The organism is Mycobacterium sp. 5-140-3-2 (genome assembly GCF_035666375.1).
Taxonomy (GTDB): domain Bacteria; phylum Actinomycetota; class Actinomycetes; order Mycobacteriales; family Mycobacteriaceae; genus Mycobacterium; species Mycobacterium intracellulare.
Genome location: NZ_CP142025.1, coordinates 1,937,748 through 1,951,439, shown reverse-complemented (window position 1 = coordinate 1,951,439; position 13,692 = coordinate 1,937,748). Strand labels below are relative to the sequence as shown.

General features: G+C 65.1%; 13 protein-coding genes. 10 read left to right on the top strand and 3 right to left on the bottom strand.

The window, feature by feature from the left end; translation table 11 throughout:
* The first annotated feature begins 34 nt into the window (after positions 1–34).
* Both P6281_RS09375 and P6281_RS09370 read left to right on the top strand, forming a co-directional pair.
* Positions 35–1,228, top strand: coding sequence for an amidohydrolase family protein (locus P6281_RS09375; protein ID WP_008255403.1), 1,194 nt, complete (start codon positions 35–37; stop codon positions 1,226–1,228).
* A complete protein-coding gene (locus P6281_RS09370; RefSeq protein WP_008255402.1) occupies positions 1,225–1,701 on the top strand; it encodes a MaoC family dehydratase in 477 nt (158 codons plus the stop codon). The genes P6281_RS09375 and P6281_RS09370 overlap by 4 nt, the downstream gene beginning before the upstream one ends.
* Positions 1,702–1,723: 22 nt before the next feature.
* On the opposite strand, the gene P6281_RS09365 is transcribed toward P6281_RS09370, so the two are convergent.
* Positions 1,724–4,123, bottom strand: coding sequence for a CaiB/BaiF CoA transferase family protein (locus P6281_RS09365; RefSeq protein WP_014941651.1), 2,400 nt, complete (start codon positions 4,121–4,123; stop codon positions 1,724–1,726).
* Complete coding sequence (locus tag P6281_RS09360) at positions 4,120–5,580, bottom strand: aldehyde dehydrogenase family protein (protein WP_008255400.1); 1,461 nt, start codon at positions 5,578–5,580, stop codon at positions 4,120–4,122. The genes P6281_RS09365 and P6281_RS09360 overlap by 4 nt, the downstream gene beginning before the upstream one ends.
* 257 nt (positions 5,581–5,837) lie before the next feature.
* Here P6281_RS09360 and P6281_RS09355 point away from each other — a divergent pair, with 257 nt between their 5' ends.
* The 8 genes from P6281_RS09355 to P6281_RS09320 are packed head-to-tail and all read left to right on the top strand — an operon-like array spanning position 5,838 to position 12,548.
* A complete protein-coding gene (locus P6281_RS09355) occupies positions 5,838–7,010 on the top strand; it encodes a cytochrome P450 (RefSeq protein WP_008255399.1) in 1,173 nt (390 codons plus the stop codon).
* A complete protein-coding gene (locus P6281_RS09350; RefSeq protein ID WP_008255398.1) occupies positions 7,010–8,209 on the top strand; it encodes an acyl-CoA dehydrogenase family protein in 1,200 nt (399 codons plus the stop codon). The genes P6281_RS09355 and P6281_RS09350 overlap by 1 nt, the downstream gene beginning before the upstream one ends.
* Positions 8,206–8,757, top strand: a complete 552-nt coding sequence (locus P6281_RS09345) for an FAS1-like dehydratase domain-containing protein (RefSeq protein WP_009976136.1) — start codon at positions 8,206–8,208, stop codon at positions 8,755–8,757. The genes P6281_RS09350 and P6281_RS09345 overlap by 4 nt, the downstream gene beginning before the upstream one ends.
* Positions 8,757–9,170: a Zn-ribbon domain-containing OB-fold protein gene (locus P6281_RS09340; protein ID WP_014711340.1), complete on the top strand. Its 414-nt coding sequence runs from the start codon at positions 8,757–8,759 to the stop codon at positions 9,168–9,170. Before P6281_RS09345 ends, P6281_RS09340 begins: the two co-directional genes overlap by 1 nt.
* Before the next feature lie 20 nt (positions 9,171–9,190).
* Positions 9,191–10,300, top strand: coding sequence for an acyl-CoA dehydrogenase family protein (locus P6281_RS09335; RefSeq protein WP_009976133.1), 1,110 nt, complete (start codon positions 9,191–9,193; stop codon positions 10,298–10,300).
* Positions 10,297–10,749 carry a MaoC family dehydratase gene (locus P6281_RS09330; RefSeq protein WP_009956512.1) on the top strand — a complete coding sequence of 151 codons (453 nt, stop codon included), beginning with the start codon at positions 10,297–10,299 and terminating at the stop codon, positions 10,747–10,749. Before P6281_RS09335 ends, P6281_RS09330 begins: the two co-directional genes overlap by 4 nt.
* On the top strand, positions 10,746–11,924 hold the full coding sequence (locus P6281_RS09325) for a lipid-transfer protein (protein WP_014382240.1): 1,179 nt from the start codon (positions 10,746–10,748) through the stop codon (positions 11,922–11,924). Before P6281_RS09330 ends, P6281_RS09325 begins: the two co-directional genes overlap by 4 nt.
* A gap of 21 nt (positions 11,925–11,945) precedes the next feature.
* A complete protein-coding gene (locus tag P6281_RS09320) occupies positions 11,946–12,548 on the top strand; it encodes a TetR/AcrR family transcriptional regulator (RefSeq protein ID WP_009956515.1) in 603 nt (200 codons plus the stop codon).
* Positions 12,549–12,754: 206 nt separating this feature from the next.
* On the opposite strand, the gene P6281_RS09315 is transcribed toward P6281_RS09320, so the two are convergent.
* On the bottom strand, positions 12,755–13,663 hold the full coding sequence (locus tag P6281_RS09315; protein ID WP_324738827.1) for a helix-turn-helix domain-containing protein: 909 nt from the start codon (positions 13,661–13,663) through the stop codon (positions 12,755–12,757).
* Positions 13,664–13,692: the final 29 nt, after the last annotated feature.

Sequence of the window (13,692 nt, the reverse complement as noted above, 5' to 3'; positions counted from 1 at the left end):
GATCATATTCGCTGCTCGGAGGAGGGATAGCCTCATGTCACCCCGGTCTCTGCCGTACCCGGTTTTCGACATCGACAACCACATGTACGAGACGACGGACGCGCTCACCAAGTACCTGCCGAAGGAGCACCGCGGAAAGGTCGGCTACGTCGAGGTCAACGGCCGACCCAAACTCGTCGTCAAGGACCACATCAGCCACATGATCCCCAACCCGACGTTCGAGCGAGTCGCCAGGCCGGGCAGCGCGGAGGACTATTTCCTGGGCAACAATCCCGAAGGCCTCAACTTCCGCGAATTCATCGGCGAGGCAATGGATGTCATCCCGGCATACCAGTCACCCGCGCCGCGACTGGAACTGATGGACGAACTCGGCATCGATCAGTGCGTCATGTATCCGACGCTCGCCAGTCTCATCGAGGAACGCACGACCGACGACGTCATCCTCACGCACGCGATCATTCATGCGCTCAACGAGTGGATGCACGAGCACTGGACGTTCAACTACCACGACCGGATCTTCGCCACCCCCGTGATCTGCCTGCCCCTGGTGGACGAAGCCATCAAGGAATTCCACTGGGGCCTCGAGCGCGGCATGAAGACATTCCTGGTGCGGCCCGCACCCGTGCCCAGCCGGTTCGGCGGTTCGCGCTCCATGGGCCTCCCCGAGTTCGACCCGTTCTGGGAAGAGGTCGTCAACGCCGGCATGCCGGTCACCATGCACGCCTCGGACAGCGGCTACCAAAAACACCTCATGGAGTGGGAAGGCGGCGACGAGTATCTGTCCTTCAAGCCGAGCGCGTTACGCGAAGTCGTGATGGGCCACCGCGCCATCGAGGACACCCTGGCCGCGATGATCTGCCACGGCGCGTTGTCGCGCTTCCCCGATCTGAAGATCTTCTGCGTCGAGAACGGCAGCGGGTGGGTCCGCAATCTGCTCGAGCAGCTCAACACCGCGTACAAGATCATGCCCAAGGAGTTCGACGAGCACCCGGTCGAGGTGTTCAAGCGAAACATCTACATCCATCCGTTCCTCGAGGACGACCTCAAGGGGATTATCGACATCATGGGCGAGGATCACGTGATGTTCGGCTCCGATTTCCCGCACCCCGAGGGCATCGGTGATCCGCTGAGCTTTGTCGACCGGCTCGACGGTGTCTCCGAGGCCGCCAAGGCGAAGATCATGGGAGGCAACGCTATCGAGCAGTTGGGGCTCAAGGTTCCGGCATGACCCGGGCGCGCACATCCCCGAAGGTTTACGACGGAATCGCCGACTTCGAGGCTCACGTCGGCGAGCACCTTGGTTTCAGCGACTGGCGCCAGGTCACGCAGAAGGAAATCGACTTGTTCGCCGAGGCGACCGGTGACCATCAATGGATCCATGTCGACCCTGAGAAGGCGGCCGCCGGTCCCTACGGCAAGACCATCGCCCACGGCTATCTGACCTTGTCGCTGGTACCCATTCTCGTGCAACAGATCTACCGGGTAACCGGCTTGGCGATGCAAGTCAATTACGGAAGCGACAAGCTGCGCTTCCCCGCCCCGGTACCGGTCGATTCCCGCATCAGGGCTGGCGCCGAACTGCTCAAGGTTGAGCGCAACGACAAAGGCGGCCGGGCCACGGTTCGCGTCACCGTCGAAGTGGAGGGCAGCGATCGCCCGGCGTGCGTCGTCGACACGATCGCCGCGATGATCGACGCCTGACCGAACGGGCCGAGTTCATCGACTATGCGTTGAGAACGCGTTCCCCGATCACTCGTTGCTCCCGCAACGCGGCAATCTCCTGAGCGGAAAGTCCAAGCGCTCCAAGCACCTCGGCGTTGTGCTGCCCGAGTGTCGGCGCGGCGGCCCTGTGCTGGTGTATGGGTCCCGGCGAGATGCGAAAAGGCCAGCCGGGAAACCTCTGTCGGCCGGTGATCGAATGGTCCAGGTCCTGATAGAAGCCGCGCGCGTCGAGTTGCTCGACGTCATACATCCGATCGGCCGTCAACAGTCGCTCGGCGGGCACACCATGCCGGCCAAACGTCGCCACGACCTCCTCCGCGGTTCGCTCGCACGTCCAATTCGCCAGTACCTCGTCGAATTCGTCGTGGTGTTCCCGGCGCGCTGCAGCGGAGGCGAATCTCGGGTCGTCGCGCAGGTCGGGGCGGTCAATGGCGTCCAGCACCGCTCGCCAGTCATCGTCATGACGCACCGAGAGCGCGACCCACTCGTCGACATTGCCGGTCGAATAGACGCCCTGCGCGTATTCGCGGTGGCGGTTTCCCTCACGCGGGCGCACCGATCCCGTCAACGAGTATTCGATGACGGGTTCGGCTGTCACCGCCGCGCCGACCTCGATTTGCGCCGCCTCGATCAGCTGCCCCTCGCCGGTGGACCGCCTGTGCTCGAGGGCGGCCAGCAGCGCGACGCAGGCGTGTACGCCGGCGATCGGGTCGGCGGGCCCCTGCAGATTGCACGGCGGGCCGTCCGCATAACCGGTCGCGGCCGACATGCCTGACACCTGTTCGATGTTCAGCGCCCAGCCCACGTAGTCGCGCCACGGCCCCTGGAGCCCGAACCCGGGCATCCGCACCATGATCACGCCGGGATTGACCCGCGCGATGGAGTCGTAATCCAGTCCGAATTGTTCGACGACGCGCGGCGAGAAGTTCTCCACCACCACGTCGGCCTCCGCAGCCAGTCGCAGCGCCAACTCTCGACCGGTGGCAGAGGTGAGATCCAGCGTGATGTCGCGCTTGTTGAGATTGGTTCCCTGCCACAGCGGCCCGCGCTCGTACCAGTCGTCGCCCTCGCGCAGCAGCGAGCCCGAGTAGCGGTGTCCGTCGGGCCGCTGAATGGATTCGACCTTGATCACGTCCGCCCCGAACGCACCGAGGTAGCACGTCAGATACGCGCCCGCCCAGAAAGTGCTCAAGTCGAAGACCTTCAACCCGGCGAACGGCAAAGAGACGTCGGCGACGTCACCCGTCGGGCGCGGTGCGTCGCGCTTGCTCCACTTGGCCTGCGCTCCGTTTGTTCGGAGGGCGGGAGCGGGCAATGGCGGCGGTACCGGGGTCTTCGAGAGCCGGAACGGCGCGCCTGGCCTGGTGAATCGCCATCCGTCGGTGGCCGCGTCGACGAAAAACCCTCGCTCCGCATACTGCGGGCAGCCCAGGATCGTGTCGCCGTCGGTGATCGGCGCCGCGGGTATGCGCATGGCCTGGCTCAATTCGACCAGATCGGCGACGGACATCGATTCCAGGAACGGCTGGGCCTTGGCGAAGAACTCGTCGCGCTCGGGCCCGCCGAGCATGATCGCGAGCTGGTGGTCGCCGAACTCGGGCAACCCGACCATCGCGCAGACGTCCAGCCAATGCTGACCGGTCAGGCAGTTGATCCCGATCCAGCCGTCGGAGGCACGCACAATACCCAGCATCGGCGCGGCTTTGGAATTCGTCGGCAAGCCAAGGCTTTTCAAGCGGGCGGCCATCAGCATGGGATAGGGCAGCGTCGCCAACAGCGACTCGAACATCGACACGTCCACCTCGACCGGCCGGTGCGTTTCGGCCGTGGCGACGCGTAGGGCCGTCAGCGCGCCGAGGGCCGCGTATCCGCCCGCGATGTATTCCGGGATGCGGGCGCCGGCCTGTAGCGGCGCCCGGCCGGGCTCGCGCACGTTGATCCAACCCGCCGCCGCCTGCAGGGTCAGCGGAGTCGTCACCCGGTCACGCAGTGGCCCCTCCTGGCCGAAGCTGGAGATCCGGACCACGACGAGATCCGGGTTGACCCGGGCCAGGGTTTGCGCGTCCAGACCCCACGCCCGGCGCTCAGGTGCGCCCCCCGGTAAGTCTTCGACCAGGACATCCGCCTGCGAGATCATCTCGCGCAGGACCTCAAGGCCACGTTCCTGCGCGAAATCAACCGTGGCGCCGCACTTTCCGGCGTTCAGGTACTCGAACAGCCCGCTTCGCTCCGGATGAGGGCCCTCTGGGGGAAAGGGACCCCAACGGCGCAGTGGGTCACCTGACGGGGGCTCGACCTTGCGCACGTCGGCGCCCAGGTCCACCAGCAGCTTCGCGCAATAGGGACCCGCGATCTCGGAGGCCAACTCGACGACGCGCAAGCCCGCCAGGGGTCGGTTCACGCGGGTATCCCGATGGCCTTGGGCTCCATATAGGCCCGCAGTCCCATCACGCCGCCCTCCCGACCGATGCCGCTCTGCTTGAAGCCTCCGAACGGCGCGTCTCCGGGGATTGTGCCGTTGACCGATACCTGTCCGGTCCTCATCCGCCGGGCGATGGCCACCGCGCGGTCGATGTCGCTTCCCCACACCGCGCCGCCGAGGCCATAAGACGAATTGTTGGCGATGGTCACCGCGTCATCGTCGTCGCGATACCGCAAGACGGTCAGCACGGGACCGAACACCTCCTCCTGCGCGATATACGAATCGGCGGCGGCATCGGTGAGTATCGTTGGCTCGAAATAGAAACCGCTGTTCAGATCCTTCGGGCGGGCTCCCCCGGCCACGACGGTCGCACCGTCGGCTTCGGCGCGTTTGACGAAGCCCTCGACACGGTCGAGGTGCTCGCGGCTGATCAACGGACCCATGGTGACCGCCGGATCGACGGGATCGCCGATCACGACTTCGCGGGACAGTGCGGCGAGCCGGTCCACCACCTCGTCGTGGATCGCCTCGGGCAGCAGCAACCTGCTGTTGAGAATGCAGGCTTGACCAGCATGCATCGTGCATCCCTCGAACAACAGCCGTTCCAACAGGTCGTCGGTGACGTCGACGTCGGGCAGCAGGATGGTCGCCGACTTGCCCCCGCATTCCAGCAGAACGCGCTTCATGGTGGTCGCCGCTCCCGCCATCACGTCGCGGCCGACGACAGAGCTACCGGTGAAGCTCACCATGTCGACCCTGGGATCCAGGGTCAGGCTCCTGCTGGCCTCGACGCTGGTCGGCGTCACCACGTTGACGACGCCAGGGGGAATGTCCGTGTCCTCGTCGATGATTCGCGCCAACGCCAGCCCGGCCAGCGGTGTCAGCGGGGAAGGCTTGAGCACCAGCGTATTTCCCGCCGCCAGTGCCGCGCCCAACTTCATGACGTTGAGGGTGTGCGGGAAGTTCCACGGCGTCATGGCCGCCACCACACCGAGGGGTTCGTAGCGCAGCAGTGTGGTGCCCGCGGCCCCCCAGGCATCCATCGGTGCCTCGGCGGGCTCCGCCGCGAGCTCGGCGGCATGGCCGACCATGAATGCCGGTCCGTCGACGTGAATCAGCCGTTCGTTCGCGGAACAACCCCACTCGGCCAGCGCGAGTGCGTAGATCTCCTCGCTCCTGGCCATCAGCGCATCGCTGAGTTGTTGCAGGCATCGGGCCCGTTCCGCGGGCTCTGCCGCGGGCCACGGGCCCGTGTCGAAGGCGGACCTGGCCGCTGCGACCGCCTGCCGGACCTGCGCCACGCTCGCATCGGGCGCCGTTTGGATCACCACCTCGGTGGCGGGATTGACGACGTCGTAGCGTCCGCAGTCCGGGTCGGTCCACTGGCCGTCAATGTAGTGACCGTAGGCCTCGAGGAGCGAACCCGACCCAGCCATCCTGCCTGCCTTCCTGACTGCACGATCGTGAAGCAGCGCGGGCGACGCCACCGAGATAACTTACATACTCAACCTGTGTGTACACGCCGACCGCGACGCCGTCAACGGCTAATTTGAGCCAGTTTTAGCCCAATATGCGGCGATTGACAGATGATCTGGCTCTCCTGTAGACAGCATGGAAACGGACATTCTTGCGTTATCTGTCCGGCCAGCCCAGTGTCCAAGGAAGGCATGCGGTGCCCACTACTACTGTTCCCTTGCACTCTCCGGACTTCTACGCCGGCGATCCCTACCCGGTCTACCGGGAACTCCGCAACACGACGCCAGTGGTGTGGAACGACGTCACGAACTTCTGGGCGCTGTTGAAGTACGAGGACGTCCGCTACGTTTCGGGCCACCCACTGACCTTCTCGTCGACGAAGGGCATCACGATTCCGGATCCCAGCCAGCCTGAACCCGTTCAGGAAGGCAACCTCATTTTCACCGACCCTCCCCGCCACCGGCAGCTCCGCAAGCTCATCAACTCCGGCTTTTCCCGCCGGCAGGTGCAGTTGCTCGAGCCCAAGGTGCGCCAGATCGTGAAGGGCATCGTGGACAGTGTCGAGCCGTCGCGAGAGTACGAGTTCGCCGAGGAGATCGCCGCGCCCCTTCCCACCCGGATGATCGCCGAGATGCTCGGTGCCCCTCCCGAAGACTGGGAGCAGTTCCGCGCGTGGTCGGACGCGGCGGTCGGCACCGCCGACCCGGACATCGAACTGGACTCGATCGTCGCCCTCGGTGAGCTGTACGAATACTTCACCAAGCTCATCGCCGCGCGGCGGTCCGGCGAGGTCAGCGGGCAGGACGACCTGCTGAGCATCCTGGCCGCGGCCGAGGTCGACGGCGAGCGGCTCACCGACGCGGATCTGCTCAACTTCTCCTTCCTGCTGTTGGTCGCCGGCAACGAAACCACACGCAACCTGATCGCGTTGGGCACGTTGGCGCTGATCGACCACCCCGACCAGTTCGCGCTGCTGCGATCGGACCCGTCGCTGCTGCCCAGCGCGGTCGAGGAGATGCTGCGATTCACCAGCCCGGTCACCCACATGGCCCGCCGCGCGACCGAGGACGTCGAGATCCGCGGCCAGCAGATCAGGGCGGGCGACACAGTGGTCATGCTCTACGGCTCCGCCAACCGCGACGAAGAGATCTTTGGGCCCACCTGCGAAGAGTTCGACATCACCCGTAATCCCAACCCGCACATCGCGTTCGGGGCCGGGGAGCACGCGTGCCTTGGCGCCCAGCTCGCGCGCCTGGAAGCCAGGGTGATGTTTGAGGTGCTACTGGGCGCCTTTCCCACGATCGAGCTCACCGGTGACGTGACCCGGCTGCGCGCAACCATGGTGCCGGGCGTGAAACGCATGCCAATCCGACTGGGGGCGGGCAACTGATGGACTTCGACTACACGCCCGAACAGGAGCAGCTCCGAAAGGACTACCGGACGCGCCTGGAGGCGGTGATGACCCCGGAGCGCCGCGCCGCCGTCGCCAACCTCACCGAGGGGGGCGCCGCGATGACCGAGTGCCGGCGGGCGCTCGGCGATGCCGGGTTGCTCGGCGTCGCCTGGCCGGTCGAATACGGTGGCGGCGGGCTGACCGCGTTGGAGCAGTACATTTTCTCGGAGGAAGCGCGCAGGGTCAACGCACCGTTGCCGTTTGTCACCCTAAACACTGTGGGCCCCACGCTCATTCAGTACGGCACCGAGGAGCAGAAGGCCAAGTTCCTCCCGGCGATCCTCAAGGGCACCGTTGATTTCGCGATCGGTTACTCGGAGCCCGGCGCCGGGAGCGACCTCGCCTCGCTGCGGACCACCGCGGTCAGGGACGGCGACGAGTTCGTCATCAATGGTTCAAAGATGTTCACCAGCGGCGCGGAGTTCGCCGACTACATCTGGTTGGCGGCGCGCACCGACCCAACCGTCAAGAAACACAAGGGAATCACCCTGTTCATCGTGCCGACGGACTCGCCCGGGTTCTCCTGGAAGCCGCTACACACCATGCCGGGGGTGTCCACGTACTACACGTTCTACGATGACGTCCGGGTACCCGAGAGCGCCATCGTGCTCGGCGAAAACCAGGGTTGGACGCTGGTGACGAACCAGCTCAACCTCGAACGCGCCGCCCTGGGCAACCTCGGTGCCCTGGAGCCGCTCTTCGCCAAGACGCTCAAGTGGGCGTCGACGACACCGCTCGACGACGGCATGGTCATCGATCAGCCCTGGGTGCAGCAGGCCCTGGCCCGGGTGGAAGCGCAGGTCGCCGCCTACCGGCTGCTGAACCTGCGCGTGAACGCGACGATGAGCTCGGGTGCCCTCGGTATGGGCGAGGCCTCGGCGGCAAAGGTTTTCGGCACCGAACTCACTCAACAGGTCGCCCGCGAGCTGCTCGAAGTCGTCGGGCAGGCGGGTGTCCGCAAGGACTCGGCGGCTCCGCTCAAGGGCGAGCTGGAGAGCGCCTACAGGCTGGCGGTCATCAACACATTCGGCGGCGGAGCCAACGAACTTCAACGCGACATCATCGCTATGGCCGGCCTCGGGATGCCCCGCGCACCCCGAGACGTGCGGGCCTCCGGAAAGGAGAAATCCACGTGACAGAGCTAGCCAAAGACGACCTGCGCGAGCGCCTCGACGCGTTGATCGGGACGCCCACCGACGGAGTCGGCAGACCCTCCCGCGCCCCTGATCCGGTGAACGCCGCGATGATCCGGCACTGGGCGTACGCGTTGGACGACATGAATCCCGCCTACCTTGATCCCGAGTTCGCGGAGAACTCCCGCTACGGTGGCCTGGTTTCCCCGCCGGTGATGCTGCAGAGCTGGACGATGCCGCCGCCCAAGCTCGCCGGCATCCATGAGCGCGGCGGCGTGCCGATCGAGATCAAGACGAACCCGCTGCAATTCCTCTCCGACGCCGGTTACACGGGCATCATCGCGACGAACTCTGAGTTTGAGATCGAACGCTATCCCCGCGTCGGCGACGAGATCACCGGTGAGACGGTGTTCGACTCGATCTCCGACGAGAAGACGACCGCGATGGGCAAAGGATTCTTCGTCACGTGGGTGACCACCTACCGCGATCAGAACGGCGAAGTCATCGGCCGCCAATGGTTCCGCACGCTGCGATTCAAGACGGGAAGCTGATGGCGACCAGACTTGCTCCGTCGATCAGCCCGGACACCGAATTCTTCTGGTCGGGCCTCAAGGACCACAAGCTGCTGATCCAGCGCTGCGCCGACTGCAAGACGTTGCGGGTGCCGCCCCGCCCGATGTGCGGAAATTGCCAGTCGCTCAACTGGGATTCCATCGAATCAACCGGGCGCGGAACGGTTTACAGCTTCGTGATGCCGCAATACCCGCCGCTCCCCTTCCTCCAATACCCCTACGTCGTGGCACTGATCGAGCTCGACGAAGGTGTGCGCATCGTGTCGAACCTGTGCGATATCGAACCGGCGGCCATCGACGTCGGTATGCCCGTCGAGGTCTTCTACGAGACGTTCGAAGCAATCCCGAGCGGGGACGAGCTGGTGCTGCACCAGTTCCGGCCCGCCCGCTGAACACGAGGCACCAGGCGAACATGGATTTTTCCTTCACCGAAGAACAAGAGACCGTCGGCAAGGTGGCCCGCCAGCTCTTCGAGCACCGCGCCACCACCGAGCACCTCACCGAGTTGGAATCGGGCGAGATTCGTTTCGACCCCGCACTGTGGCGTGAGCTGGCGGCGTCGGACTTGCTGGGCATCGCGCTACCCGAATCGGTTGGCGGCAGCGGTGGCAGCTTCCTCGACCTCGGCGTGCTGCTCGCGGAAGTGGGCTGGAGTGTTGCGCCGGTGCCGGTCTATGCGACCCTGGTGCTCGGCGCGGATACGATTGCGCGGCACGGTGACTCGACCACTCAGCGACGGTACCTACCGAAGGTGGTGGACGGAAGCACGATACTGACCGCCGCGCTCGCCGAACCGGGAAGCTCCGACCCGGCCGCCCCACGCACCACCGCACGGCCCGATGGCGACGCCTGGATCCTGGACGGCGTCAAGGAACTCGTGCCCGCAGCGCAGCTTGCCGACGCCATCGTGGTTTCGGCACGCGCGGACGACGGACCGGGCCTGTTCGTCGTCGAGACGGCCACCGAGGGCGTCGTCGTCACACCGGCAATCACCACCAACGGTGAGCCCTACGCCGACGTCGAGTTCGCTGGGGCCGTCGCGCTCCGACTCAACGAGGCCGGTGGCCGGGATGCCGTCGACTCGCTGTACACCAGGGCGCTCGTCGGACTGTGCGCCATGCAGGTCGGGGTGACCGAGCGCGCGTTGAAGATCGCGGCGTCCTACACCGGCGAGCGCGAGCAGTTCGGCAGGCCGATCGGCTCATTTCAGGCCGTGCAGCAGCGGTTGGCCGATGCATTCATCGACGTCGAGGCGATTCGGTGGACCACCTGGCACGCGGCGTGGCTGATCGCGGAAGGCCGACCCGCCGCCCGCGAGGCCGCCATCGCCAAATTCTGGGCCGCCGAGGCGGGTGCACGGGTCGTCGCATCAGCCCAACAGGTCCACGGCGGCATGGGCATCGACGTCACCTACCCGCTTCATCGCTATTTCCTGTGGGCCAAGCAGATCGAGCTCTCGCTCGGCTCTGCCCCCCAACAACTCGCCCGGCTCGGCGCGACATACCCGGAAGGAAACGCATGACCTCCACCGTCGACCGCACCACCACGCGCGCATGGAATTCCATCAACGTGGGCGAGGAAGTCACCCCGATGGACGTCCCGGTGACCACCACACTGATCGTCGCCGGGGCCATCGCGTCCCGCGACTACATGCCCGTGCACCATGACCGCGACTTTGCGAATTCCCAGGGATCCAAAGACATTTTCTTGAACATCCTGACGACTAATGGGCTTTGCGTGAAGTTCCTTCATGACTGGGCGGGCCCCGAGGCGATGATCAAAAAGTTGTCCATTCGCCTCGGCGTCCCGGCCTACCCGAATGATCCGATGCGCTTCACCGGATCGGTCACGGACAAATCGTCGGCCGACGGCGAAGGATTCATCGAGGTCACGTTCAGGGGCGCCAACAGCCTCGGCGACCACGTCTCGGGAACCGCGGTGCTCAGCCTGCTCGAAGGCGTGGATGCATGAACAGGGGCTCCTGCGGGATTGGCGGCAAGGCCGCGCTCGTCGGGATCGGGCAAACCGAGTTCTCCAAGGAATCGGGCCGCAGCGAGATGCAACTGGCCTGCGAGGCAGTCAAAGCCGCCATAGGCGACGCCGGTCTTCGTCCCGCCGACATCGACGGCATGGTCACCTTCAGCGTCGACGACAACGAGGAGATCGAGGTCGCCCGCAATGTCGGGATCCGGGACCTGACGTTCTTCACCAGGGTCCCCCACGGCGGTGGCGCCGCCGCGGGAACGGTGATGCAGGCCGCGATGGCGGTCGCGACGGGCGTGGCGGAGGCGGTGGTGTGCTACCGAGCGTTCAACGAGCGCTCCGGGTTCCGCTTCGGTGGCGCCGGCCGTCAGCCGGGAGTGACGCCGCTGTGGATGGCTCCCTATGCGCCGTTCGGGTTCATGACGCCGGCCGCCTGGGTCGCGTTACACGCGCAGCGCTATATGACCACATACGGCGTCACCAACGCCGATTTCGGGAAGATCTCGGTCATCGACCGCAAGCACGCCGCGAACAACCCCGACGCCTGGTTCTACCAGAAGCCGATAACCCTTGAGCAGCACCAACAATCGCGGTGGATCATCGAGCCCGTGCTGAGGCTGCTCGACTGTTGTCAGGAAAGCGACGGGGGTGTCGCCATGGTGGTGACGAGCGTCGAGCGCGCCCGCGACCTGGCCAAGCCGCCCGCCGTCATCACGGCCGCCGCGCAAGGAGCCGCCTACGACGGCGAGGTGATGACCAGCTACTACCGCGAGGAGATCACCGGCCTGCCCGAAATGGGAGTCGTTGGCGACAAGCTGTGGCGGGATTCCGGTCTTAAACCGCAAGACATTTCGACGGCTTTCCTCTACGACCACTTCACGCCTTTCGTCTTCACTCAACTCGAGGAGCTCGGATTCTGCGGCCGCGGGGAAGCCAAGGACTTCGTCTCGGTCGAAGAACTGTCGCTGGGCGGCCGGATGCCGATCAACACCAACGGCGGGTTGCTCGGCGAGGCTTACATTCACGGCATGAACGGCATCACCGAGGGCGTCCGACAGGTGCGCGGCACGTCCCACAATCAGGTGGACAACGTCGAACACGTGCTGGTCACGTCGGGTACAGGCGTTCCGACGAGCGGACTGATCCTCGCGCCCGATCGCTGAGCGGGGAAGCCGGGAATCGAGATGACGTACGCGACGGCGGTCGACACCCGCGAGGTGCTCATCTCGGCTGCGTTCGCCTGTTTCCGCACGCACGGGTTGCGGAAGACGACGATCGTCGACATCGCACGTGTCGCGGATGTGTCCAGGAGCACGTTCTACGAGTACTTCCGGGACAAGGAGACGATCGTCGAAAGCTGTGCGGAGGCGGCGTCCCAGCGCTTCTATCGCAGGCTGGCCACGGCGATCGATCGGCACGGCGGCAGCACGCTGGAGGAAAAGCTAACGCGTGCAGGCGTTTTCGTCGCTCAGGCGCGCCGAGTCGTGGAGCCCGAATCGTATTTCGACCAGGACGAGGTCAGCTTGATGTTGACCAAGAATGCGTCGACCCTCCTGCGGGAATGCAGCGAGTTTCTCGCACCGTATGTCTCCGCGGCGCGGCTGACCGGCGAGGTCCGCGGTGACCTTGACATCCGGTCGGCGACCGAGTGGTTCGCGCGGATGTTGTTCTCGTTGTTCACCACCCCGTCGCCCTATCTCGACATGGGCGACGACGACGTGGTCGCCGACTTCGTCCGTGCCCACGTCGTGCGGGGATTCCTGAGTGACGGACTCAAGAGGCGCTAGTGTCGAGAGTCGTTAACTCGCATTCGGATCGTAGGCTTGGCGTGTGCCGGGCCCCGTTGCTGCGTCTGTGGCTTTGTCTAGTGCCTAGCGTGAGCAGTTGAGGGCGTGGACCCGCCGTGAACTACTGCAAGCGAATTGATGACTCACGACACTAGAAAATTCTGGCGAGACGGTCAGCTCACACGGGAATTTGTCCGGTGCCGCATTTACGTCGCCTCGTAGCGAGCAATGACCGTTTCGAGTTCGGCGGCGGCGTGACACATTCGCTGACCTAACTCCTTCACGGCGGTCGCTTCCAGCGACGCGAAGGGGATCGCCGAGACCGACATGACGACCGCGCCGTCGCTGTTCCGCACCGGGGCCATCACCATGGCCACTTCATTCAATTGGCCAGGGGGAAGCTCCGCGGTTAGGAAGTCGACCACGGTGCCGTCGGCGATGGCAGTGGCGAGGCTGGTGGTCACGATGTCGATGTCACCATGCCCGCTCAGCGCTTGAAGCGCAGTGTGCACCCGCAGCCATTCAGGGCTCAGACGCTCGATGGCGTAGCCGCGGTCGCGTACGTCGGCCAGTACTTCGTCCATGCGAGAACGAAATTCGGGCCTCGCCGATTTCAAGCGTGCGAGCCAAGCTCCATGCGTTTGGTCATCGGCCCACGCGACGAACTCGCGGCCGAAAGGGGCCAGGAACGGGATGTGGAAGCCAAGGCCTACCTGGGCAGCCGTCGCCGTCTGGCCGGCGGTCTCGATCACCGTCATGTCGGTTCCGTTGCGCCGTACCAGCAGAACTTGCATCTGAAGTTCAGTCGCCAGTTCGGCCAGGCGGGCCCGCACGAGCCGTCGTCCTGCTCCGGAAGGACGAGCCAATGCCGCGATGGCCGGGCCGCAACTGAATTGACCGGTCTCGGGGTCCCGGATTACCCAGTCGTGAACGGCCAATGCATTCAGCACTGCGTGTGCGGTCGCTCTGCTGATCTCCAACGCTCGGCCGACTTCGGTCACCGTGAAGCAACGGTCGGGGGCACCACCCAGCAGGCTCATGACGGCGACCACCCGATCGGTGGGTGGCGAAACGGATTGACGCGGTTGGGAATCCAAGGTTACGCTCGGTGTCATGATATCGATGCTATATCGAATATTCGATA

Coding starts and splice junctions, on each gene's coding strand:
- P6281_RS09330 (WP_009956512.1), top strand. CDS start 10,297: ATGACCTCCACCGTCGACCGCACCACCACGCGCGCATGGAATTCCATC.
- P6281_RS09335 (WP_009976133.1), top strand. CDS start 9,191: ATGGATTTTTCCTTCACCGAAGAACAAGAGACCGTCGGCAAGGTGGCC.
- P6281_RS09360 (WP_008255400.1), bottom strand. CDS start 5,580: ATGGCTGGGTCGGGTTCGCTCCTCGAGGCCTACGGTCACTACATTGAC.
- P6281_RS09350 (WP_008255398.1), top strand. CDS start 7,010: ATGGACTTCGACTACACGCCCGAACAGGAGCAGCTCCGAAAGGACTAC.
- P6281_RS09375 (WP_008255403.1), top strand. CDS start 35: ATGTCACCCCGGTCTCTGCCGTACCCGGTTTTCGACATCGACAACCAC.
- P6281_RS09320 (WP_009956515.1), top strand. CDS start 11,946: ATGACGTACGCGACGGCGGTCGACACCCGCGAGGTGCTCATCTCGGCT.
- P6281_RS09325 (WP_014382240.1), top strand. CDS start 10,746: ATGAACAGGGGCTCCTGCGGGATTGGCGGCAAGGCCGCGCTCGTCGGG.
- P6281_RS09315 (WP_324738827.1), bottom strand. CDS start 13,663: ATGACACCGAGCGTAACCTTGGATTCCCAACCGCGTCAATCCGTTTCG.
- P6281_RS09370 (WP_008255402.1), top strand. CDS start 1,225: ATGACCCGGGCGCGCACATCCCCGAAGGTTTACGACGGAATCGCCGAC.
- P6281_RS09340 (WP_014711340.1), top strand. CDS start 8,757: ATGGCGACCAGACTTGCTCCGTCGATCAGCCCGGACACCGAATTCTTC.